This window comes from Nonomuraea solani, assembly GCF_900108335.1.
Taxonomy (GTDB): Bacteria; Actinomycetota; Actinomycetes; order Streptosporangiales; family Streptosporangiaceae; genus Nonomuraea; species Nonomuraea solani.
On the sequence record NZ_FNVT01000027.1, the window covers coordinates 92,143 to 114,334 of the forward strand.

A 22,192-nucleotide genomic window follows, 5' to 3' on the forward strand; every position below is an offset into this window, starting at 1 on the left:
GTCCCCTGCTGGCAAGGCCGGACGGGACAACGCCAGAGGATAGCAATTGGATCACCGAAATGCCCAATTTTTCGGGACTTTTGGACACCTGAGCACCTACGGCTTGATCTTGGAGTAGGTTTCCCGGGATACATCGGTGACAGAGGGAGACGCGTTGCGCCGTCGATTTGCCGCGGCCGCCGCGTTGATCCTGCTCGCCGCCTGCTCACCGCCGCCCGAGCCGCAGCGGGCCCCGGAAGGCGAATCGCCCTTCGTGTACGTCAAGAACACCGACATCATGACCGAGTGGGACCCGGGCCGCTCCTACTCCAACGAGATCATCGCCTTCCAGAACATCTACGAGACCCTCACCCTCTGGGACCCGGTCACCAAGAAGTCGGCCCCCCGCCTGGCCACGTCGTGGCGGTCGTCGGCCGACGGCCGGACCTGGACGTTCAGCCTGCGCCCCGGCGTGACCTTCCACACCGGCAACCCGCTGGACGCCACGGCGGTCAAGGCGTCGATCGAGCGCACGATGGCGTCCAAGACGGGCGCCTCCTACATCTGGGACGCCGTCTCCTCCATCAGGGCCGAAGGGCCGCACACCGTCACCTTCGCGCTGAAATACCCGGTCCCGCTGGACCTGGTGGCCTCCGCCGGGTACGCCGCCTACATCTACGACACGAAGGCGGCGCCCGACCTCGGGAAGTGGTTCAAGGAGGGGCGGGACGCGGGCTCGGGGCCGTACACGGTGACGAAGTGGAACAAGGGCAAGGAAGACGAGCTCACGCTCAAGGCGTACGACGGTTACTGGGGCGGCTGGCGGCGGCCGCACTACAACACGATCAAGTACCAGGTCGTGCCGGACCCCGAGCGGGCGTACCGGATGTTGCAGCGCGGTGAGGCCAGCTTCGTGGACCGGCTCGACCCGCGCCTGTTCGCCAGGGCCAAGGCCGCTCCGGGCGTGCGCACCTCGGACCGGCCGTCGTTCACCACGGCCGTGATGCTGTTCAACACCGCCGAAGGCCCGACGAAGGACGTACGGGTGCGCAAGGCGCTGCAGAAGGCCGTCGACTACCAGGGCCTGATGAAGCGGCTCAAGGGCGCCGTGATGCCGGCCAGCGGCATCATCCCCGAAGGACTGCTCGGCCACGTCTCCGGCCGGGTGCCCAAGCAGGACCTGGCCGCCGCCACGCGGCTGCTGCAACTGGCGGGCTACGGTCCCGGTGGCCGGCCGCTGCGGCTGAGCCTGACCTACGCCGAGGGCGAGGCCGACGAGGAGGTGCTCGTCAGGCGGCTGCGGGCGACGCTGCGGCAGCTCAACGTCACCCTGGACGCGCGGGCGATGCACTGGAACGAGCAGTGGGAGCTGGGCAAGAAGCGCGGCCAGGACATCTTCGTCATGTACTGGTGGCCCGACTACGCCGACGGCTACTCCTACTTCGGCCAGGTCTTCCGCAGCATGAACCCGCCCGTGTTCAACCTGGCCTATCTGGACGACCCGGGCCTGGACGCGCTGCTCGACGTCGCGCCCGAGCTGACCGTGACCGACAAGCCGGCGGCGCAGCGCACCTATGAGCAGGCCACGGTCAGGGTGCTCGACCAGCGGGCGGCCGCCGCGCTGCCCTGGGTGGTCAAGTCACAGCGGGCCTTCCTGGGCAGCATCCAGGGCTACGACGACAACCCCGCCTACCCCGACGTGGTCTTCGTCTACGACTTGCGGCCCTCCGGCTGAGCCTCCTTGGTGGCCTCGACGCGGTCGCGCAGCCGCGCCCTGATCTCCTCCGGCGTGTAGGCGCGGCGGCGCCGTTCGGCGCGCGCGATCACCACTCCCGTGGCCGCCACTCCCATGATTCCGGCCAGACCGAGCATCTTCCACCAGCGCATGTTGCCTAGGCTAGCCCTTGTGCTGACTCTCGATGAGGCCGTCAAGGTGACCAGGACCGGCGATTTGTGGATCTTCCGAGGGCGCTCCGTGCCCGACCGGGCCATCCAGACGATGACCAACAGCCCGGTCAACCACGTGGGCATGGCGATCGTGACCGAGGACCTGCCGCCGATGATGTGGCACGCCGAGCTCGGCAAGTCGCTGCTCGACCTGTGGTCGGGCACCCACCAGCGCGGCGTGCAACTGCACGACCTGCGCGACGCGGTGACGACCTGGGCCGACCGCTACGACCAGCGTCCCTGGCTGCGCCAGCTCGAACCGGAGGCGACTCCCGAGATGGAGGACGCGGCGCTGCGCACGGTGGCCAGGCTCGACGGCACCCCCTTCCCCTCCACCGCCCGGCTGGCCGCCCGCTGGGCCAGGGGGCGCGTCCCACGCCGGCTGCGTAAGGAGGCGACGCTGGAGAGCGCCTACTGCGCCGAGGTCGTGGCCGTCACCTACGAGGAGATGGGGCTGCTGCCCGCCGGGCGCCGGCCCAACTGGTACGACCCGGGCAGGTTCTGGAGCGGCGACGACCTGGAGCTGCTGCTGGGCCACCGGCTCGGCAACGAGATCACCGTGGGCGTCGAACGTACGCGACGGCCCTGAGCCGGGTCAGCGGGAGCGTGGCCGCCATCAGCGCGGCCACGATCGCGAACCCCGTCGGATAGCCGGTGTACCCCAGCACCAGCCCGAACCCCATCGCCCCCGCGCCCATGCCCGCGTCGAAGGCCAGGTTCCACAACGTACTGACCCTGGCGGCCTCGCCCCGCTCGAACATCAGCGCCAGCGTCGCGTTCTGCAGCACCCCGAGCCCGGCCCCGAACAGCGCCATCCCGGCCACCACCGCCACCGGGCCACCGGTCCAGAACTGCAGGCCCACCCCGAGCGCGCAGGCCAGCACACCGGGTTTGAGCAGCCCCGCCGAGCCGTGCCGGTCGCCGTGCCGGCCCGCCAGCCAGCGGGCCGCCGGCGTGGCCAGCGACTGGATGAGCAGCGCGACCGAGGCCAGCTCGGGAGAGCCCGCCAGCGGCAGGAACGTCACCATGACGCCCGTCGCGACCGTCGCCGCCGCGAAGACCGTGGCCAGCTTGATCAGCTCACCGGACACGACCACACCGCCGGGATCACGTACGGGCCGCTTCGCGGGCAGCCCCAGCACCGCGGGCAATCCGGCCAGCGGCACGAGCCCGGCCACGACGAACACGGGCGTGTGCCCGAGGGCGTCGCTCGCCCACAACCCCAGCGGCAGGCCCAGCACGGACGGGATGCCGACCGCCACCCCGTACACGCCGAGGCCCTCGCCGCGGCGCTCGGCGGGCACCAGCTCGGCCGTGAGCGCGGTCCCCGTGACCACCAGGACGCCCAGCCCGGCGCCGCGCAGCGCGCTGATCCCCAGCACCCAGCCCAGCCCGGCCGACAGCGGCAGCAGGAGCGCGGGCAGGCCGAGCAGCGCCAGCCCGAGCCCCATCACGGCGCGATAGCCGAACCGGGACAACGACCACGGGACCGCCAGCTCGGCCACGACCGTGGCCAGCATCATGACGCCGGTGACCGCCCCGGCGCCGAGCCCGCCGGCGCCACCGGTCGTGGCGTAGAGGGGCACGGCGGAGAACAGCAGATAGAAGCCGAGCAGCCCGGCCGTCGATGCGGCCATCATCAAACTCATCGAACGCGTCAACATGCCTACGACGGTCGCGGAAGCGCGCATAAGGCACATCGGGCATGAGACGTAGCCGCCTCTTCATAATGGGTGCGTGTTCGTCGGACGTGAGGGGGAGCTGGCGCGCCTGGGCGCGGCGTGGCGGCGCGCGCCGGGCGCCGTGCTGGTCGTCGGCGAGGCGGGCATCGGCAAGTCGCGGCTGGTGAGCGAGTTCGTGTCCGGGATCGACGCGCTCGTCGTCGAGGGCGGGGCCGATCCCGGTGGTACGGCGTACGCGCCGTTCGTGCCGGTGCTGCGCCGGCTGGTCAGGCAGTACGGCGCCGGGCTTGTCCCGGGCGGCGGCCGGCGCGGGCTCGCCCGGCTGCTGCCCGAGCTCGGCGAGGTCGAGGAGATGCCCGACCTGGGGCGGGCGCGGCTGTTCGAGGAGGTGCTGCTGCTGGTCGAGCGGTCGGCCGAGCGGCGGCCGCTGGTGATCGTGCTGGAGGACCTGCACTGGGCCGACCAGGCCGGCGTCGACCTGCTGGTGTTCCTGTTGCGGAACCTGATGGCGCCCGGCGTGCTCGTCGTCGCGACCTCGCGGGAGCCGCTGCGGCTGCCGGACACCGAGACGATCAGGGTGCCGCCGCTGGGGCGCGACGAGGTGGCGCGCATGCTGGGCCGCGACGACGTGGCGCGGATCATGGCGCGCAGCGAGGGCAACCCGCTGTTCGCCGAGGCCCTGGCCGACGTTCCCGCCGGGGCCGCCACGCCCGCCTCCTTGCGGGAGGTGCTGCTCGCCGGGGCCGAGCGGCTGCCGCCCGACGGGCTCGACGTGCTGCGGATCGCCGCCGTGGCCGGGCGCAGGACGCCGCACGACGTGCTGCGGGCCGCCGCCGGGCTGGACGACCTGGCGCTGGACGAGGCGCTGCGGCCGGTCGTACGCGCCCGGCTGCTGCTCGTGGACGGCGACGGCTACACCTTCAGGCACGCGCTCATCCGCGACGCCGTCTACGACGACCTGCTGCCGGGGGAGCGGCGCCGGCTGCACACCCGCTGCGCCGAGGCTCAGCCCGATCGGGCCGCCGACCACTGGTACGCGGCCGGCGACCGCCGCCGCGCCTTCCAGGCCGCCTGGCAGGCCCGCCGCTGGGACCGGGTCCTGGAACTGTGGGACCAGGCCGGCGCAGAGGACCATGCGCAGGTGCTGGAGCTGGCCGCGCGGGACGCGCTGACCGAGGGTGACGCCGAGCGGGCCGAGGAGCTGGCCACCCGGGCGCTCGACGAGGTGTCCGAGCCGCTGCGCGCCGCCCACCTGCTGGAGCTGCGGGTGGCCATCCGCGACCTGCTCGGCGAGGAGGGCCTGGACGACCTGCGCGAGGCCGTACGCCTGGCGCCGCGCGAGTCGAGGCTGATCGGCGCCCTGGCCACCGTGCTGGCCTGGAACGGCCAGGACGCCGAGGCGCGCGCCCACGCCGAAGAGGCGCTCGCGCTCGGCGACACCCGCTCCCTGATCACCCTGGCCGCCCTCACCGCCCTGGACGGCGATCTCGGAACGGCCGCCGGCCTGTACGCCGAGGCCAGGGCGTCCGCGCCCGACGACGACACCCTGCTCATGTCGTACGCCAGCGAGGCCGACGTCCTGGAGGCCGCGGGCGAGCACGTCAGAGCCGAGTCGGTGGCCCGCGAGGGCATCGCCAGGGCCCGCCGCCTGGGCCTGGCCCGATCGAGAGGCGGCCACCTGGCCGCGAACCTGGCCGAGCCCCTCACCTCGCTCGGCCGCTGGCAGGAGGCCCGCGACGTGATCAGCACGGCGCTGGCGCTCGGCCCGCCGCCCATCCACCGCGCCTGGATCCTCATGGTGCTCGGCACCGTGGCCGTCCTGGAGGGCGCGCACGACGAGGCCGCGGAGATCGTCCGCCAGGCCAGGCCGCTGATGCGCGGACGGTCGCGGGGCTACGACTCGTGCCTGGAGCCCGACCTGCTCGAATGCCGCCTCGCCGTGGCCCGGGCCGACCTGGGGCGGGCCCGCCGGGTGGTCGATCACGTGCTGGCCGAGCACGATCTGACGCTGAGCCGCCGCTACGCCTGGCCGCTGCTGGCCCTGGGCGCCAGGATCGGCCGCGTCCGCGAGGCGCCGGCGGGCATCGCCACGACGGGGCGGGTGCAGGAGGCATACCGTGCCACGTTCGAGGCCGAGTGCGGCGGGTCCTGGGCGGCGGCCGTGGCGGGCTGGCGGGCGGTCGGGCAGCCGTACGCGCTGGGCCAGGCCCTCGTCAGAGCCGCCGAGCAGGACCCGGCTCAGGCCACCGGGCCGCTGCGCGAGGCGGCCGCGATCGCCGGCGCGCTCGGCTCGGAGCCGCTGCGGCGCGAGGTCGAGGCGGCCGCGGCCACGCTGCGGGTGAGCCTCTCCGGCGGCCTGGTGCTGTCGGCCCGGGAGCGGGAGGTGCTCGGCCTGGTCGCCGAGGGGCTGAGCAACCGGCAGATCGCGGAGCGGCTGTTCATCTCGGCCAGGACGTCGGGGGTGCACGTGTCCAACATCATGGCCAAGCTGGGCGTGACGTCGCGGGTGGAGGCGGCGGCGCTGGCTCGCCGTACCGGCTTGATCTGAGGGTTTACGCATTATGCTCGGTCGGGATGGACATCCGCGTGCTCGGCCCGGTCGAGGTGTGCGAAGGCGGCGCTCAGATTCCGATCGAGGGGGCCCAGCAGCAGTGCGTGCTCGGGCTGCTCGCCGCGTACAAGGGCTCCTACGTGCCGGTCGACCGGCTGATCGAGGCCCTGTGGGAGGACGATCCGCCCAAGACCGCCAAGACCATCGTGCAGCTCAAGGTGTCACAGCTCCGCAAGACGCTGGGCGGCCGGATCTCCAGCACGACGGCGGGCTACTCGCTGGCCGGGGCCTGGTTCACGCTCAACGAGCCGCGACCGGCCATCCGCCACTGCGAGCAGGCCGCCGAGCTCTACGAGCGCATCGGCTGGAAGACCGGCGTGCTGGTGGCCTCGAGCAACCTCGTCGTGGCCGGTGACCTGCACGAAGGCGCCGGCCAGTACGAACACATCGTGCGGCTGTGGGAGGCCCACGACCCGTCCCGCCTGCCCGCGCTGCTGGAGAACTTCGCGATCAAGCTCATGTGGGTCGGGCTCGCGGGCCAGGCGCTGGAGCGGCAGGAGCGGGCCGTACGACTGCGCGAGGAGAGCGACGACCCCCAGCCGCAGGGGTGGCGGGGCCGGTCCTACTCCATCCTCGGTGACATCCACCTGGCGCTGGGCGACCTCGACGCCGCCATGGACGCGTTCGACCGCGCGCTGGAGCAGGCGGAGGGCGGCGAGCTGGCCGCGGCCCTGTCCAGCGCGGCCCTCGTCGCACAGGCGCGGGGCGACGGCGACGGCGCGGCGGACCTGGCCCGGAGAGCCGTCGCCGTGGCGGCCTCCGGCGGGATGGTCAGGGAGTACGAGGAGGCCAGGAGCACGCTGGCCAAGGTCGACGCGTCCACGGCGATCGGTGAGCGGATCCGCGTGCTGAGAGACGTGCTCGACTACTACCGCGACCGCACCTACCCCTACATCGAGGTGCGCGCCCGGGTGTGGCTGATCGAGGTGCTCCTGGCGGGCGGCCTGCCCGACGAGGCCGCGGAGCTGGCGCGGGAGGCGTGCGCCGCGGCCGCCGCGCATGGGCTGCGGCGGCTCGAAGGCCAGGCGCTCACCCTGCTGGCCCGGGCCGAACCGCCCGGGGCCGAGCACGCCCGCAGGGCCGCCGAGCTGCACCGCGCCCACGGGCATCGGCTGGACGAGGCGGCGGCGCGGGCCGCACTCGATCACGCCTGAGCGGTGAGCAGCGACGCGAACGTGGCGCGCAGTTCGTGGCCCGGGTCCACGCCGAGCTGGTCGGCCAGGAGGCGGCGCGTGCGGTCGTACAGCTCCAGCGCCTCCGCCTGCCGCCCCACCCGGTAGAAGGCCGTCATGAGCAGCGACACCAGCCGCTCCTGGTGCGGCGCGGCCGTCACGATCGCGCGCAGCGGCGTGATCGCGCGCTCCGGCTGCCCCAGCCGGAGCCGGCGGCGGGCCAGGTCCTCGATCGCCGCCAGCCGCGCCTCCTCCAGCTCGATCGCCGCCACCTCCAGCGACTTGCCACCCCTCGACTCGCCGAGCGCCGGGCCGAGCCACAGCCCGAGCGCCTCCTCCAGCAGCTCAGCGCCCGCCTCGTCGCCCTCCCTGGCCGCCTCGGCCGTCAACCGGCGAAAGCGCAGCGCGTCGACGCGCTCGGGGTCGGCCCGCAGCACATAGCCGGACGAATCCGTCTCCACCTCGGCGCCGACCAGCGCGCGGCGCAGCCGGTACACGTGTCCCTGCACGGTCATCCGCGCACTGTCCGGGGGATCGGTCTCCCACACGGCGTCGACCAGCCGCTCCACCGGGACCGGACGGTTCAGGTCCAGCAGCAGCGCGGCCAGTACGAAACGACGCTTCCGCGGCCCAAGGTCCAGGCGGCGGTCCCCGACACAGGCGTCGATGGACCCGAGCAGGCGAAACTCCAAGTGATCCACCTGTCACAGGGTGCGGCAGGGCGCTAAAAGCCCGCTAAAAGCCCTTACGGCGCCAATCAAACGCCAACCACCTCTGCGAACGTCTTTGGCTCACGATCTACGCCTCAACAGGAAGAGACGAAAGTTGATCACGAAGAAGGCCGCGATCGCCGTTCTGGCGGGCTCGCTCCTGGCCGGCCCGGTGGCCACCGTCGCCCTGACCCAGCCGGCCAGTGCCACCGTCACGCTCAAGGGGGACCGCCTCGGGCCCGGCGAGTGGCTGCTGCCCGGGCAGTCGCTGACCTCCGGCCGGTTCAAGCTCGTCCAGCAGGCGCAGGGCAACCTGGTCTTCTACGACGGCACCCAGGCGCTGTGGACCTCGCCCACCTCGGGCAGGCCCGGCGCCCGCGCGACCATGCAGAAGGAGGGCAACCTCGTCATCTACGGCGCCGACAACAAGCCGCTGTGGGCCACGCCGACCGCCGGCAACCCCGGCGCGTACCTGCTGCTGCCCAAGGAGAGCGGCAACCTGGTGATCTACTCCAGGGACAACAGGCCGCTGTGGTCGACGAAGGCCGCCATCGGCAAGCTGCCCTCCGGCCACGTGCTGCGGCCCGGCCAGGTCATCCAGTCGGCCAACGGCCGCTACCGGCTGATCCAGCAGGACGAGGGCAACGCGGTGCTGTACGACGGGCAGAAGAGCCTGTTCACCACCCCGACCGCGGGGAACCCGGGGGCTCGCTCGATCATGCAGCCCGAGGGTAACTGGGTCGTCGTCGACCGAAATGACAAGGCCCTGTGGACGACCAGGACGGCCGGCAACCCCGGCGCGTGGCTGGCGGTCACCAACGACGGCCGGGTCATCATCTACTCGGCGGACAACAAGCCTCTCTGGTCCAGCCGCTGACCCCGCTTCTGGCCGGGCGGACTTCCGCCCGGCCTTCTTGGGTGGTGCCGCTCACCGATGGCAGGCTAGGGGGATGCGCCTGGCTACCTGGAACGTGAACTCGGTCAAGGCACGGCTGCCGCGCCTGCTCGACTGGCTGGCCGAGACCAAGCCCGACATCGTCTGCCTGCAGGAGACCAAATGCCCCGCGGAGGCGTTCCCGGTGGCGGAGGTGGGCGCGCTCGGCTACGCCACCGCGGCCCACGGCGACGGGCGCTGGAACGGGGTCGCGCTGCTGTCCAGGGCCGGGCTGGACGACGTGACCCTGAGCTTCCCCGGAGAGCCGGGCTTCGCCGAGCTCGACACGGTCGGCGCCGCCCGGGCCGAGGCCCGTGCGATCGGCGCGACCTGTGGCGGGATGCGGGTCTGGTCCCTGTACGCGCCCAACGGCCGCAGCCTCGACTCCCCGCACTACACGTACAAGCTGGGCTGGTTCGCCGAGCTGCGTGAGGCCCTCGCGGCCGAGCTGGCGACCGGCCCGCTGGTGGCGTGCGGCGACTACAACGTGGCGCCGACGGACGCCGACGTGTGGGACCCCGCCCTGTTCGCCGGCTCGACCCACGTCACGCCCGCCGAGCGGCAGGCGCTGGCCGACCTGCGCGATCTCGGGCTCCAGGACGTGGTGCCGACGCCGATGAAGGGGCCGCACCCGTTCACGTACTGGGACTACCGGGCCGGGATGTTCCACCAGAACAAGGGCATGCGCATCGACCTCGTGTACGCCAGTGCCGACGTGGCCGGGCGGGTGCGGTCGGCGTACGTCGATCGTGAGGCGCGTAAAGGGAAAGGACCGTCCGATCACGCGCCGATCGTGGTCGACCTCGAGCCGTAAATACCATTACAAAGTGCTGTCGTCCGAGTATCCTGAGTTCTCGAAAGTCACGGGGGAAATACGTCGCATCCAGGCCCAGCAGGGGGGATCTCGATGGAACCCGCAGACGGCCGCGTCATCTTGTTCATCCTCATCGCCCTGGCCGTGTTCGCTCTCGGCCGCCGCTTCCAGACCATGGTTCTCACCCGTCAGGTGTGGAAGCAGAGTGCCAGGCAGGTGGTGGCCAGGAAGGTCACCGCGCACAACGCGGCGAAGTCGATGATCGGAATTACCCTGACGGCCGTATTCGTGATCTGGCTCGTCCTCAACCTCAACCGCGTCATGTGAGGAATCACCGGGTAAAGGCCCGGTGCAGGGCCCAGGCCGTGATCACCGCCGTGCCGGCGGCGGCCAGGCCGACCGCTCGCGTCAGGCGTACCGCGCGGCGAATGTCCTTGACGGCGGGCTTCGGTCCCTCACCCATCGTGGGGCGGTTCTCGGTCCTTTCGCCGTACACGTTCTTGCCGCCCAGCGTGACACCGAGCGCGCCGGCGAACGCGGCCTCGCACCTGCCGGCGTTCGGGCTGGGGTGCCGGTGCCCGTCCCGCCGCAACATGGCCAGCGCCTGCCGCGGGTCGGGCCCGGTCAGGACGGTGAGCACGCCCGTCAGCCGCGCCGGTACGTAGTTCGCCACGTCGTCGAGCTTCGCGGCGGCCCAGCCGAAGTTCTCGTACCGGGGGGAGTGGTGGCCGATCATGGCGTCCAGCGTGTTGATCGCCCGGTACGCCAGCAACCCCGGCACCCCCGCCACCGCACCCCAGAACAGGGGCGCCACGACCGCGTCGGAGGTGTTCTCGGCCAGCGACTCGACCGTGGCCCTGGCCAGCTCGGGAGCCTCCAGGTGGGAGGGGTCGCGGCCGCAGAGGTGAGGGAGGCGGGCCCTGGCGCGTTCCAGGTCGTCGTGTTCGAGGGCGTCGGCCAGGTAGGCGCCCTCGCGGGCCAGCGTGGTGCCGCCGAGCACGGCCCAGGTGGCCACGGCGGTCACGACCGTACGGGCGACCGGGTTCGCCGCCCGTTGACCCAGCACGCCGAGAGCCGTGGCACCCCCGACGCACAACACGACGTGAACCACACCGCGCGCCCTCTCGTCCCGATACAGGACCCGCTCCAGTCGCGCGGCGGCCCGTCCGAACACGGCGACAGGGTGGGCCGGACTCTGCGGGTCGGCCAGGACACGGTCGAGGGCCACGCCAAGGGCAAGGCCCAGGGGGTCATACCAAATGGGCATGAAGCTCATCTTCGTGCACATCCAGCCAGGCCGCGGCCCTGCGGATGCGCTCACCGGCGCCGCCCGCCCACATCCGCGCCCAGTTGCCGCCTGTCGTGGCGCGGGTGCGCATGACGGTGTAGGAGCGCTGGAAGCGGATCCTGGCGAGGGCGAGGAGGCGGCGGCGATCGCGGGGCGGGACGCCGTACGCGTCGCAGAACAGGCGGAGACGGGCGCCGACGTCGAGGGAGCGGAGGAGGGGCGGGCAGTCGATGGGGTCGGCGATGGGGGCCCAGTGGCGGAGGGTGGTGACGATGTCGAAGAGCCGGGTGGTCGGGCGAGCGAGGTCGAAGTCGATCAGCGCAGCAGGTTTGCCATCCCGAAAGACCACATTTTCCGGCGTTAAATCACAATGTCCGATGACTTCCGGCGCTTTGTCATCATTCGACCCGCCTTCCCACCCCTCAGTGGTCAGCGGGAACCCGGCCGTCGCGTCGTGATACCGGCGCACCAGCTCCGCCAGCTCCACCAACGCCCCCTCGGCCACGCTCTCAAGCCGAAGCCCGGTCTTCCCCGGTACATAGGTGAGAATCTCCCGGCCAAGCCCGTCCATCCCCATGACACGGGGCGCCCCCTCGAACCCGGCGGCTTCCAGGTGCCTCAACAGGGCATGCACAGCGGGCGTTGACGTACTGGCCGGTCTGCGTACGGTGTCTCCAACACGCACTACCCCGTCAGTCACGTCCCCGCCCTGCAGGGGAATCTCATGCAGGAGCGTCGCGACCATGCCACGACAGCTTAGACCCATTTGCCCCGCCCCCGCCTGGCCTTTTCCAAGCTGGGCCGCACATCTCCCGCTCGCTAACCTGTCACCTCGTGCCCATCCTGCTGTCGCTGGCGGCGTTCCTCATGACGCTCCTCGGCGGCCTGGTCGCCGACCGCGTCGGCGGACGCCGCCACCTCGTCCTGGGCTTCGCGGCCGGCGTGATGCTGGGCGTGGTGGCCTTCGACCTCCTCCCGGAGGCCCTGGCCCTCGACTCTCTCCATGCGCACGGCGTACCGCTGCCGATGCTCATGTTCGCCCTGGCCTTCCTCGCCGTCCATATCGCGGAACGCTCGATGAGCATCCACGACACGCACGAGGCCGACTACACCCCGCACCGCCACAGCCGAGCGGGCGTCGGCCTCACCGCCGGCTCCGCCTTGATCGTCCACAGCCTCCTGGACGGAGCCGCCATCGGCGCCGCGTACCAGACGGACAGCTCGCTGGCGGTGGCCGTCGCGATCGGAGTAATCGCTCACGATTTCACGGACGGCTTCAACACGTACACGGTCACATCTCTCTACGGCAACACCCGCCGCCGCGCCCTCACCCTCCTCACCCTGGACGCCCTCGCCCCCATCACAGGCGCCACCCTGACCTCCCTCCTGACCATCCCACCCGAAGCCCTGGGCGCCTACCTGGGCCTTTTCTCGGGCTTCCTCCTCTACCTGGCCACCTCCGACATCCTCCCGGAGGCCCACACCCCCCGCCGCAGCACGGGTTTGACGCTGGGCGCGACGGTTGTGGGGGTGGTGTTCATGTGGGGTGTGATCGGGCTGACAGACTGACACGGGGAAAACGTGTGCGTGACAAGTCGCCGGATCATGCACAATAAGGCGGGAGCGCCCTTAGCTCAGCTGGATAGAGCACCGGACTTCTAATCCGACGGTCGCAGGTTCGAATCCTGCAGGGCGCGCCACTTCACCTGGGCAAACTCCAGCCGCGCCTGCGCGCTGGCGCGGCATGGGGCAAATGTGAGGCAAAGCTGAGTCAGCCGCCGAGTGGCCGCCCCAGCGCGGACGCGGCGTTCAGCACCAGCCGGGCCGTCTCCCGGGCGGCGTGGTGGGCTACCTCTGGCAGCACCGAGACGTAGGTGTCGGCGGTCAGTACGATGCTGGCATGCCCCAGCATTGCCTGCACCACCTTCAGGTCGGTGTGCGCGGCCAGGGCCAGCGTGGCGGCGCCGTGCCGCAGGTCGTGCAGCCGGATCGGCGGTTGTCCGGAGGTCGCCACCAGCCGGCGGAATCGGCCGGTGAGGTAGTCTGGCCGCAGCGGCGCACCCGTCGCGGTGGTGAACACGTATCCCGAGTTCTGCCAGCGGGTGCCCGCCGTCGCGCTCAGCTTCTCTTGCCGCTCGCGGTGCCGTCTCAGCACCCGTACGGTCTGCGCGTCCAAGGCGACCACTCGGCAGCTGGTGGCGCTCTTCGGCGGGCCGACCACGACCTGGCCGTCGGCGTGCACGCGCTGCTGCGTCACCGTCAGCTCTGCGGTCTGCAGGTCGACGTTGGTCCAGCGCAGCCCGGTCAGCTCGCCGCGGCGCAGACCGCGCAGCGCGGCCAGCCACCAGGCGGCGTACAGGTGATCCTGCGCGACGCCGACCAGGAAGGCCGCGAGCTGTTGTTCCGTCCAGACCGCTACCGCCGGACGTTCTCCCGCTTGCTGCCACCGGGCCGTCCGCCCGACGGTCCAGACGACCGGATGCGGCCGCCGTGGATGGGGCAGCTCGGCGCCGTTCGCCGGGTTGACCGGGATCAGCCGGGCACGCACCGCGGCGTTCAGCGCGGTCCGCAAGGTGGCGTGGATCCGCACCACAGTCGCGGGCGACAACCGGCGGCCGGTCGGCGAGGGGTGGGACGCCAGCGTCGCGAGCAGTCCGTTGACGTGGCGAGAGGTGAGTTGGTGAAGGAGGATCCGTCCCAGCTGCGGGATGAGGTAGAGGCGGATGTGCGCGGCGTAGCCTTGCCGGGTCGACGGACGCAGGGCGTTCTTGGTGGCCAGCCAGCGTGCCAGCCACTGTCCAAGGGTGCATCCTGCCCCTGCACCGTCGTGGTCGGCCGCGGCCAGAGCGCGGCCTGCCGCTTGGGCTTCTTCAGGGTCGGTGTAACCGCCCTGGCGGATGCGCTGCCGCTGCCCCTCCAGGCCGCGTACCTGCACCGCGAAATACCAGCTGCCGTGATCGCCATCTACTGGCAGACGCGGACACGTCACTCCTCGCTGACGTCCTGTTTCCGTATCCACGCAGCCGCATCGCCTGCTGACCTGCACACGAGCTTTTGGCATCTGCCCCACCTCCACCTCTCACGGTGTGCTAAGACAGACGCGTCAGCCAGGGCTCGCATTCGATCAGGGATGACCTCAGGCCAAGTGTCGGGGAAGCGCAAGCCGAGAAGGAACCGATCAGTCGGCGCGAACGCGGGCTTGGTCACCTGCCGCTGCAGTGCGGTCAACTGGTGCCGTAACACCAGGATTTCGATCTCCTTGTCATGATCGGTTCGGCGGAGCAATTTCAGGGACGAAGAGGTGGTCGTCGCCGTGGGGTAAGCCAAGACGGCGGACGAGCCACCTCACACCAACCCACCCACCCACCCAGGTCTTCAGGACACCCCTAAACCCTGTCGAGCACGTCCGGGCGGGTCGACAGCAGCTCGTACCCAACTGCTTCCTGCGGCAGCCGGATGCCAGTGACCAGCATCTTCCTGGCTCGTTCTGCGAGCGGGCCGAGCCACGCCGACACGCGCACAGCGGCATTCGCTGGTACGGGCACGGCGGGACGCTCGCGGCCTGCCTCGAAGAGCAGTTCGTAGAGCGGAAGTGCCGGCACAACCGCGGGAAGGCCGGCCAAGACCGCACTGGCGCAGGCCGTGGCGGGGATCTGCAGTCCTTGCAGATCCACGTCGCCGAAGTAGACGATCCGGTCGGGTCTCGGAGACAGCAGCGGCGTCGACAACACCGCCGACGGGAACTGGTTACCGGTGCCGTAGCCCACATGCCGTCCCGGACCTGCGGCGGCGTGGAGCCGCGTGGCCTCCAGAAGCGAGGTGTAGGTGTGATGGTTCTCCGCGATAAGCAGTGCCGTACCGCGAGGGTCAGGGCGTCCCGGAACCCATTGCGAGACGAACGGAATGGGCACCTGGTGACAACGCAGCAGTTCGAGCGTCAGCGCCCCGGACGCGAACAGCCGGTGCGTCACAAGCCCATGAAGCCGTTTCTCATCGCCGAACAGCTCCAAGGACCGTTCTCTCATCGGCACGCTCGGCCTCGTCGTCCCTCCGTCGCGAAGAAAGGCGGCCACCGTCTCGAGCACGTCGAACTCGTCCTGCCTGGTTGCGATCCGTCCGGCAAGTTCGAGCGTGGGCGGCCATACCCGTACGGTCCTCGCCTCGCGCACGACCCGCTCGCGAGGAGGGCGGCGGACCCAGAGCGGCAGGGGAGGCGCGTCTCGCGTGTCGAAATGCCGGGAGGTGCTCGGGAAAATCACCGACTCGGCAATGGCCAGCTCGTTCAGCGCGTCACGGATCTCGGCACGCGCGGTCGGCACCGTCGCCAGGCGCCGATCGAATGCGACCGCCGCGTCGTACAGCGTCTCGATCTCGATCTTCTGCCGCGGCGAGGCCGCGACCTGTTCGGCGAGATGCCGGGCCAGGGAACTCAGCTTCATGATGCAGCGCCGTCCGTCGTCTCATCACGTGTCAGGCGGACGCTGGTGATGCCTTCCACCGCGGATCCGAAGCGTTCCTCCAGGACGACGTACCTCCGAGTTCGGAGCGCTCCTGGCGCGTTGCGCATTCGCAGCACGTTCGGAAACTGACCGACGGCACCGAGGTCTTCCACGCCGGTGGTGTAGACGAGCTGCACGCCATGAGCGGTCGCCACCTCGCGCTGTAGCCGCAGGAGCGCCACGTGGCTCGCGGTGCCCAGCGGATTGTCCAACACGAGGGTGCCGCCGAGCGCTGCCCTTCCCCTGCCCCGGTTGACGGCGCGCAGCCGGGCGAGTGTGCAGTAGAGCGCGACGCACACGGTCAGCTTCTCGCCGCCGGAAAACTTGCCGAGGCGGGTCACGTCGACCGGTTCGACCGCCAGATCGCTGTTGGGTTTGAGTACTTTGACGGTGAACCCGCGTGGTGCCACAGCTTCGTGGACACATCGCTTGAGGAGCGCGAAACCCTCGGGTTTCGACTTCTCGACCACGATCCGGTCGACGACCGCGTCAATTCGTGCGTGCAGGTCCTCCTCGCTGCTGGGGCGGGCGAACCGGATTCGGAGGAAGTGCTGATCGGCCCATCCGCCCAGGGTCCCGGGCAGTTTAGAGTGCCGGTTTGCGGACTCCAGGTTCGCGAGCACGTCCTGAACTAGTGCGGCGATCTCCACCACGACGAGCCGCTGATCGCGTCCGATGTCGGCGAGCTGGCCGTCTATGGTGGTGCGACGCGCCCGCATCTCTTCGGCGCGGGCGGCGGCACGATCGCCGAGCGTTTCAGGATCGTCACCGGTGAATCGATCTCTGATCGCATCGGGGATTCCGGAGAACCTGCCCTCCGACGCCAGCCTGCGCACAGCGTCGATGGCTTCGTTCGTCTTGATCCTCGCTACGGTTACGATCTCCGCGGTAGAGGCCAGGCGACCGAGTACCGCCCGTGTCTCCGACTCGGCCCGCGCATCGTCGCCGTCGAACGCTGCCACTCCATCCACCACGTCGGCTGGCGCGGCAGCGTCGGTGAGACGATGCGCGCGCTGTGCGAGCACCTGCGCCGCGGTGTCCGCCTCGCTCGCGGCTGAGACCGCGTCGTCGGCCTCCCTGTTCAGAGCGGTCACTTGTCCACTCATGTCGGTCGCAGTCGCCGCCTGTATCGCGGCGAGCTCCCGCGCCTCGGCTTCGCCTGCGGGCTCGACGTCGAGCTGGGCGTGCCGCAGCCTGTCGCGCGGCGTCCGCTCAGTGACCTCTTTGCGCGCCTGTTCGAGCTGGAGAATGGCACGGCTCAACCCCTGCTGGGCCTGGTCGGCCTTCTCCCGGGATCGGCGTCGCGCGATGGCACGCCGTTCAGGATCCTGCCCATCGCCCGTTTCGAGCAACGACGCCGCACGTTCGCGAATGGCCTCCGGATATCCCGCGAGCGCCTGTTCGGCGCGTTCGGCGCGACTGATGAGCCCCGTTAGCCGTTCTGCGAGCACGGATTGCGCTGCCACAGCATGCCATTGAATGTCGAGATCGTTGAAACGGCTCGTCAGCATGGACAGGGGGTCGTCCGTCGGGGTGGCGACGTCCTTGCGGCCCGCATCGAGCATGGAGATCGCGCGGCCTTCACGTTCGTATCGTTCCTTGTTGGATCTGTGCTCGGCGGCTTCTCGTTCAGCGGCGCGCTCGGTCTTGCGCCACTCGTTCGCGAGAGTGGTGGCTTCGTCGGCGACCCGCGTGTACGCCCGGACGTCCCGGTCTCGTTGTTCGATGTCTCGCTTGAGTTCCTGCAGTGTTGAGACCTTGGCGACGAGGGCTGTCAGGCGCTCGATTCTGCTCGCGAGCAGGTTGAGATTGTCGGACAGCCGTTGCTCTGTGGCCGCGTCCGCGAGGTCATGGGCTTCGAGTTCGTCGATCTGAGAACCAAGTGTTGCGTCGGTGCTGTCGATCATGTCGATGGCCTGCCGGCATTCCTCGGCCCTGATCTCCAAGGTGTGCAGGTAACCGGTTGGGCAGTCGCGCAGCAGGGATTCCAGCACCTCCAGCAGCGTTCGGTCCGCCTGTGTCTGCTGGTGGAGTTCGGCGATTCGCCGTTCCTGCTCATGGCGCCGGCGTTCACGTTCTGCCCGCGCATGTTCCGCCGCGGCCGGATCGTACAACGCCGGGTCACTGGGCACCGCCGACCATTCAGGGGCAACCGCATTCAACGCCTGCTGCATCTGGGTCGCGGAGCATACGGTGACGTGGGCGATCGACCAGCAGCCCTGCTTTTCCAGAGCGAGGTGGGCCTTGCCGAGGTCTGCGTCCGCGACGACCACGCCCGCGGCGAGTTCCGCAACGATGGAGTTCCGCAACGCGACGGCGCGTGCGGGCTCGCTCACCAGGTCACGCAGCAGCTCCCATCCCGGCCGCGCAGTCACTTCGCCGGCGATCGCCTCGGCAACGCGCTGGGCATCACGTGTGGTCGGGAGGAATGCGTCGGTGCGCAACCCGTCCAGCGCACGATCGTCGTCGGCCGCATCGACACGGGTTTCCACGATGACCGATTCGGCCGTCGAGACCGCATGTGTCAGCGCGGCACGAAGGTTGGCCGCTTCGGCCCACAGATCGAGCCGCCCATCCTCGCTGAGCTCCATGAGTTCAGCGAACCTGGCGTTGGTGGCCAGCATGCTGACGCGAGCGGAGAGTTTCTCGTGGTCGGAGACGAGTTGATCCCGTTCGGAGTTCCTGGCGGCCCGCTCGGTCGCCAGGGCTCTCCGCTGCTCACTCAGTGATGTGCGCAGCGCCGGCCGGCCAGCGCGCCGTGCGCGTACCTCATTCAGCAGCTGGTTCGCCTCGTTCTTGGCTGCCCGTGAGTCGCCGAGAACCTCAGCGGGAACCGCTTCTCGATCGGGTAGGTCGCCCAGGTTGGCTGCGGTTTCGATGGCATCTTCGATGCTTGCCATCTGCAGGCGGAGGTTGTCCGCGCGTTCCTCCGCTTTGGCGGAGAGTTCCCGGTTGACGCGCACGCGCTCCTCTTCGGTCGCGGCATGGGACCTCGCGGTCTCCGCCGCTGAGGTCATCTGCTCCTCGGCGGTACGTTCGTCAGCCGCGAGAGCGACGTAGCGGGCCTTGAGAAGGGCCGCGGCGTCATCCCGTGCCCTGCGCAGCGGAGCGGTCTCTCGCTCCGCCTCGGTCATCTGTCGGCGCACCGACCGTGCTTGATCCTCTGCCTCCGCCCGCTCGGCCAGGGGGCCGACCGCTTCCCAGGCCAAGTCGTCATTCTTTGTGGTGGTGGCTGCCGACTTCGCCTCATCGGCTGCCTTGGTCACCGCAGCGAGCCGATATGTGGCCGCGATCCTGAGCAATTCATTCGCGACGTCGTTGAGTCGGCCGCGTTCGCTGTCCAGCCTATGAGCCTCGCCGCGAAGCCGCTTCGCCTCCCCGGCGAACCATTCCCTGTCGGTTTCCTGCGCCGAAGCCGCGCTTTGGAACGCGGCTGCCAGCAGAGCGGCCGCCTGCTTCGCCTCGCCTGCTTCTCGGTCCGCTTCGTTGGCGAGATGGTGTCTTTCGGCCAGCGTGTCAAGTATGCCGGACATCTCAGCACAGAAGTCACGATCCACAAGCAGATCTGGTTTCCGACCAAGGACGTCGATGACCTTCCGCAGATTGGCCGCGACGAGCTCCGGCTGAGCGCTGTCCACGGTCAAATCGATCAGGAAGTCGATGAATTTGTCCGTGGAGGGGAAATTGAACAGCTCGGCGACCCCGCCCTCCGAGTGGTTCATCTCCTTCTGATAGCCGAACAAGGTCGGATCGAGATTTCGCGCGATAAGTGTTTCGGTCCACACACCGCGCTGATCAGTGATCGCGAACGAGAACTGCTGCGGCCGTGACGCCGCGATCTCCCGCAACAGGCGAACGAACTCGGCCATCGGCCGGGTGCGGCCCGTTTCATCGTGAACGGGAAGGTGATCGAGATCGAGCACACCAGGCACCTCGAAGAACGAGTAGTACCACCCTCTGAGCTTTTCACGATCACGATCGGGGTCGACGGGTTTGCGGCGGTCGATCCATTCGTATACGGCTCCGGTGATGAGTCGCGGCGGGGGCAACAAGCTGTCGTCGGACTGCGCGATCCATTCAGCGACCGTGTGGCTCGTGTCGCCGGAGGCGATGTAGTCCTCCAGATACCGCTTGACGGACTTGCCCATGAAGTCTTTCCGCAAGGGCAGGAGCAGGGCGAAGAAGAGCGAGAGCAGACTTGACTTGCCGCCTCCGTTACGCAGCCAGAGGATCGAGTCAACGGGCTCACTCGAACCGTCTGCGTCTGACGACACGTCCAGTGTGAGATCCGTGAACCGGGCAGCCCTGTCGCCGACGTTCGCCAGCCGCAGACGAGACAGCTGATAAGTCACGGTGCCGCCCTCCGGTCGTGGTCGCTACGTCTGATGGCGGCCAATACGTCATATGCGGCGTTGCCGGCGAGTTCAGCGGCCTGGATACGGAAGCGTTCGAGCAGTTGGAAGACCTCAGGACCGCGGGCAGGTGCTGACCGGGCGAGGGCTTGGTCGACCATCCAGGTGAGCACGTGCGCTATCCAGTAGGTGGAGGATGCGGGGGACCGGCGTGCCTTGCCCTTTCCTCTGTCCGCCTTGTAGCCGGGCGACAGACGGTCATAGGTACGCCACGCCTCGTCAAGCGATCCCTGTGCCTGCTCGGGTGTGCGCTTGAACCGTTCGCACGTCTCGCGGAGAAAGCGTTCGAGCTCGTCGACCGACACCCACCTAACTCGGTCGTCATCGAAGTCGGCCGGCGTCGGGAACGCGTAGGCGGCGACCGCGACGCTGACGAGTCCCACCAGCAATCGTTCGGTCACGCCACCGACGTTCGGCAGGTCCGAGATGCGATAGGCGAACACCGACTCGCGGCGCACGCCGAGGACAAGTCCCAGATCGGAATCGGACAGCACCTGAGTCTCGAGTCCCTCGAGGACGCTGTCCACGGCGTTGCGGAACTCCACGTCGGCGCGGTAGCGGCTCAGCAGTGCGCGATAGTCGCTGTCCGCGCCGGGCCGCATCTTCGGCCGCAGGGCGCAACCGATGAGCACACCCACATCGGCGAGATCGCGTTGGCTGAGGGTCATGAGGCATCCCGGTCCGCCACCGCCGCCCACCGGCTGAGCGCCTCCTCGTCCTGCGCGACGATCAGATCATCGCCCGACCAGCCGGGCAGGGTGATCCGCGCGCCATCGGCGTCGACCGCCGCCGCGGCGCCGAGGACGCGAGCAGCCGTGTCCACCGCCGTGGACACGTCCTGCGCCGTCTCGGGTGCGTACTTCCACAGCGCGGCGAGAACGATGACCTGCTCGACCTCCGCGGGCAGATCCGCCGCCCGGGCGGAAAGCAGGAGATCTGACAGGCGCGCGGGCAGCCCGACCTCGTCCACCAGGCGTGCGGCGGCCCCCAGCACCTCCGGAGGTATGGCGGGAGGATCGGGATCGCCGAGCTCCTCGTCGGGAACTGGCGGATCTTCCAGTGAAGGCGCGCGTCGTGGCGCGAGAAGGTCATCGACCAGGTCGGCGATGCGCACGACCCTAGGCACCTGGCCGCCTGACACCAGGACGGCGAAGGTCTCAGCAGGCTCCACCGCCACGTCGGCGCGCAGGACAAGCAGTGGGAGGTACAGGCCGTCCATGATGTCGGGGTTCCGCAGCCCGCCGACCGGCCGGAACGACTGGCGGGCCTGCTCGTCGAGAAAGATCGTCCGTGCGTTGACCAGCTTCCCGTGGAGCTCGGTGTGCCGTTGACGGCACTTCTCCAGCAGTGCTGCGATGCGCGCTGAGGCCTTGGCGACCTCCGGTTCGGTGTCGGGTGCGTCCAGCGCTCCTCGGAGATGGCCGAGCAATCTGGACTCTGTCGCGAGCCGTTCCTCCAGGTGTGTACGGTTGCGCTCCAACTGTTCCGGCACCTCCCTGACCCATTGGGGAAGCACGGTCCGAATGTCCCGCACCGTGTCCGCCAGCAGCGTCCGCAGTTCATCGGCATAGCGGATGGACAGGAGCAGCGATCGTTCGGCCGCCTTCTCCGCCTGTCCGAACGCTCCGCGTTCGAGCTGCCGCGCGAGCATGAGCTCGATCGCAGCTTGCTCGTCTTCGACGTCGAACTCCAGCCCGCCCACCAGGGCGTTGATGGCGTCCGTCGAAGCCCGCAGGACATTGACGCCTCTACGGTGATCCTCATGCTCGGTCAGTAGCCGGAACTCGGCCGTCCCGACCCGATGGCGGACCGAGCCGTCGTTGTCACGTCTGAAGATCGAGACCTGGTAGCTGAACGGCGCTTCGCGTTCCTTGCGGTTGAGCAGCGCGTCCACCACATACCGCGCCACCGCGCCGTGTTCATCGATGGAACGTTCCGGATGAGCGCCGGCGGCCAGCACAGCCAGCCCCGCAACCGCTTCGTCGTAGGTGACCTCGTGATCGAATCCCTGCTTGGCGATCACAGCATCGATGGCGGCCAAGGCGAGCGTCACGACGTCGTACTCACGTCCGCCCCACATCTGCCGTGCGGCGTTGTCCGCCGCGTCGGCCACCGGCCGGGCCCGCAGGAGCGCTCGCACGCGA

At 69.8% G+C, this 22,192-nt stretch carries 18 protein-coding genes and 1 tRNA gene; 9 read left to right on the forward strand and 10 right to left on the reverse strand.

Annotated features, from left to right (window positions below):
* Positions 1-154 precede the first annotated feature (154 nt).
* Entirely contained in the window at positions 155-1,714 is a 1,560-nt protein-coding gene (locus C4V41_RS52445) for an ABC transporter substrate-binding protein (protein ID WP_103963581.1), read from the forward strand.
* On the opposite strand, the gene C4V41_RS63625 is transcribed toward C4V41_RS52445, so the two are convergent.
* Positions 1,690-1,866: a hypothetical protein gene (locus C4V41_RS63625; RefSeq protein ID WP_200824855.1), complete on the reverse strand. Its 177-nt coding sequence runs from the start codon at positions 1,864-1,866 to the stop codon at positions 1,690-1,692. The two genes, C4V41_RS52445 and C4V41_RS63625, sit on opposite strands and share 25 nt — an antisense overlap.
* Here C4V41_RS63625 and C4V41_RS52450 point away from each other — a divergent pair.
* On the forward strand, positions 1,865-2,515 hold the full coding sequence (locus tag C4V41_RS52450; RefSeq protein WP_103963582.1) for a hypothetical protein: 651 nt from the start codon (positions 1,865-1,867) through the stop codon (positions 2,513-2,515). The two genes, C4V41_RS63625 and C4V41_RS52450, sit on opposite strands and share 2 nt — an antisense overlap.
* Here C4V41_RS52450 and C4V41_RS52455 read toward each other — a convergent pair.
* Positions 2,481-3,566 carry an MFS transporter gene (locus tag C4V41_RS52455; RefSeq protein ID WP_200824856.1) on the reverse strand — a complete coding sequence of 362 codons (1,086 nt, stop codon included), beginning with the start codon at positions 3,564-3,566 and terminating at the stop codon, positions 2,481-2,483. The two genes, C4V41_RS52450 and C4V41_RS52455, sit on opposite strands and share 35 nt — an antisense overlap.
* A gap of 97 nt (positions 3,567-3,663) precedes the next feature.
* On the opposite strand from C4V41_RS52455, the gene C4V41_RS52460 reads away from it, so the two are divergent.
* Both C4V41_RS52460 and C4V41_RS52465 read left to right on the forward strand, forming a co-directional pair.
* Positions 3,664-6,156, forward strand: coding sequence for an ATP-binding protein (locus tag C4V41_RS52460; RefSeq protein WP_103963584.1), 2,493 nt, complete (start codon positions 3,664-3,666; stop codon positions 6,154-6,156).
* 26 nt (positions 6,157-6,182) lie between these two features.
* Positions 6,183-7,373 carry a winged helix-turn-helix domain-containing protein gene (locus C4V41_RS52465; protein WP_103963585.1) on the forward strand — a complete coding sequence of 397 codons (1,191 nt, stop codon included), beginning with the start codon at positions 6,183-6,185 and terminating at the stop codon, positions 7,371-7,373.
* Here the strand turns inward: C4V41_RS52465 and C4V41_RS52470 are convergent.
* Complete coding sequence (locus C4V41_RS52470; protein ID WP_160150702.1) at positions 7,364-8,083, reverse strand: AfsR/SARP family transcriptional regulator; 720 nt, start codon at positions 8,081-8,083, stop codon at positions 7,364-7,366. The genes C4V41_RS52465 and C4V41_RS52470 overlap by 10 nt on opposite strands.
* A 133-nt stretch (positions 8,084-8,216) precedes the next feature.
* Here C4V41_RS52470 and C4V41_RS52475 point away from each other — a divergent pair, with 133 nt between their 5' ends.
* From C4V41_RS52475 to C4V41_RS52485, 3 genes are all read left to right on the forward strand, one after another.
* A complete protein-coding gene (locus tag C4V41_RS52475) occupies positions 8,217-8,978 on the forward strand; it encodes a curculin domain-containing protein (protein ID WP_160150703.1) in 762 nt (253 codons plus the stop codon).
* 73 nt (positions 8,979-9,051) lie between these two features.
* Positions 9,052-9,849, forward strand: coding sequence for an exodeoxyribonuclease III (locus C4V41_RS52480; protein ID WP_103963588.1), 798 nt, complete (start codon positions 9,052-9,054; stop codon positions 9,847-9,849).
* A 93-nt stretch (positions 9,850-9,942) separates the two neighbouring features.
* Positions 9,943-10,176: a hypothetical protein gene (locus C4V41_RS52485; protein ID WP_103963589.1), complete on the forward strand. Its 234-nt coding sequence runs from the start codon at positions 9,943-9,945 to the stop codon at positions 10,174-10,176.
* 4 nt (positions 10,177-10,180) lie between these two features.
* Here the strand turns inward: C4V41_RS52485 and C4V41_RS52490 are convergent, their stop codons facing one another.
* Both C4V41_RS52490 and C4V41_RS52495 read right to left on the reverse strand, forming a co-directional pair.
* Positions 10,181-11,116: a cobalamin biosynthesis protein gene (locus C4V41_RS52490; RefSeq protein ID WP_103963590.1), complete on the reverse strand. Its 936-nt coding sequence runs from the start codon at positions 11,114-11,116 to the stop codon at positions 10,181-10,183.
* Positions 11,100-11,882, reverse strand: a complete 783-nt coding sequence (locus C4V41_RS52495; protein WP_103963591.1) for a phosphotransferase — start codon at positions 11,880-11,882, stop codon at positions 11,100-11,102. The genes C4V41_RS52490 and C4V41_RS52495 overlap by 17 nt, the downstream gene beginning before the upstream one ends.
* A gap of 89 nt (positions 11,883-11,971) precedes the next feature.
* On the opposite strand from C4V41_RS52495, the gene C4V41_RS52500 reads away from it, so the two are divergent.
* Positions 11,972-12,706: a ZIP family metal transporter gene (locus tag C4V41_RS52500; protein WP_103963592.1), complete on the forward strand. Its 735-nt coding sequence runs from the start codon at positions 11,972-11,974 to the stop codon at positions 12,704-12,706.
* A gap of 54 nt (positions 12,707-12,760) precedes the next feature.
* Positions 12,761-12,837, forward strand: a tRNA-Arg gene (locus C4V41_RS52505).
* A gap of 71 nt (positions 12,838-12,908) precedes the next feature.
* On the opposite strand, the gene C4V41_RS52510 is transcribed toward C4V41_RS52505, so the two are convergent.
* The 5 genes from C4V41_RS52510 to C4V41_RS52530 all read right to left on the reverse strand — a co-directional run bounded on the left by C4V41_RS52510 (position 12,909) and on the right by C4V41_RS52530 (position 22,161).
* Positions 12,909-14,072 carry a tyrosine-type recombinase/integrase gene (locus tag C4V41_RS52510; RefSeq protein ID WP_235030936.1) on the reverse strand — a complete coding sequence of 388 codons (1,164 nt, stop codon included), beginning with the start codon at positions 14,070-14,072 and terminating at the stop codon, positions 12,909-12,911.
* A 451-nt stretch (positions 14,073-14,523) separates the two neighbouring features.
* Positions 14,524-15,576 carry a Wadjet anti-phage system protein JetD domain-containing protein gene (locus C4V41_RS52515; protein ID WP_103963593.1) on the reverse strand — a complete coding sequence of 351 codons (1,053 nt, stop codon included), beginning with the start codon at positions 15,574-15,576 and terminating at the stop codon, positions 14,524-14,526.
* Positions 15,573-19,988 (reverse strand): coiled-coil domain-containing protein, encoded by a 4,416-nt coding sequence (locus C4V41_RS52520; protein WP_103963594.1) that lies wholly within the window; start codon positions 19,986-19,988, stop codon positions 15,573-15,575. The genes C4V41_RS52515 and C4V41_RS52520 overlap by 4 nt, the downstream gene beginning before the upstream one ends.
* A complete protein-coding gene (locus C4V41_RS52525; protein WP_146104143.1) occupies positions 19,985-20,716 on the reverse strand; it encodes a hypothetical protein in 732 nt (243 codons plus the stop codon). Before C4V41_RS52525 ends, C4V41_RS52520 begins: the two co-directional genes overlap by 4 nt.
* Entirely contained in the window at positions 20,713-22,161 is a 1,449-nt protein-coding gene (locus C4V41_RS52530) for a hypothetical protein (RefSeq protein ID WP_146104144.1), read from the reverse strand. The genes C4V41_RS52525 and C4V41_RS52530 overlap by 4 nt, the downstream gene beginning before the upstream one ends.
* Positions 22,162-22,192: the final 31 nt, after the last annotated feature.

Coding starts and splice junctions, on each gene's coding strand:
- C4V41_RS52465 (WP_103963585.1), top strand. CDS start 6,183: ATGGACATCCGCGTGCTCGGCCCGGTCGAGGTGTGCGAAGGCGGCGCT.
- C4V41_RS52455 (WP_200824856.1), bottom strand. CDS start 3,566: ATGATGGCCGCATCGACGGCCGGGCTGCTCGGCTTCTATCTGCTGTTC.
- C4V41_RS52480 (WP_103963588.1), top strand. CDS start 9,052: ATGCGCCTGGCTACCTGGAACGTGAACTCGGTCAAGGCACGGCTGCCG.
- C4V41_RS52490 (WP_103963590.1), bottom strand. CDS start 11,116: ATGCCCATTTGGTATGACCCCCTGGGCCTTGCCCTTGGCGTGGCCCTC.
- C4V41_RS52515 (WP_103963593.1), bottom strand. CDS start 15,576: ATGAAGCTGAGTTCCCTGGCCCGGCATCTCGCCGAACAGGTCGCGGCC.
- C4V41_RS63625 (WP_200824855.1), bottom strand. CDS start 1,866: ATGCGCTGGTGGAAGATGCTCGGTCTGGCCGGAATCATGGGAGTGGCG.
- C4V41_RS52495 (WP_103963591.1), bottom strand. CDS start 11,882: ATGGTCGCGACGCTCCTGCATGAGATTCCCCTGCAGGGCGGGGACGTG.
- C4V41_RS52525 (WP_146104143.1), bottom strand. CDS start 20,716: ATGACCCTCAGCCAACGCGATCTCGCCGATGTGGGTGTGCTCATCGGT.
- C4V41_RS52485 (WP_103963589.1), top strand. CDS start 9,943: ATGGAACCCGCAGACGGCCGCGTCATCTTGTTCATCCTCATCGCCCTG.
- C4V41_RS52450 (WP_103963582.1), top strand. CDS start 1,865: ATGTTGCCTAGGCTAGCCCTTGTGCTGACTCTCGATGAGGCCGTCAAG.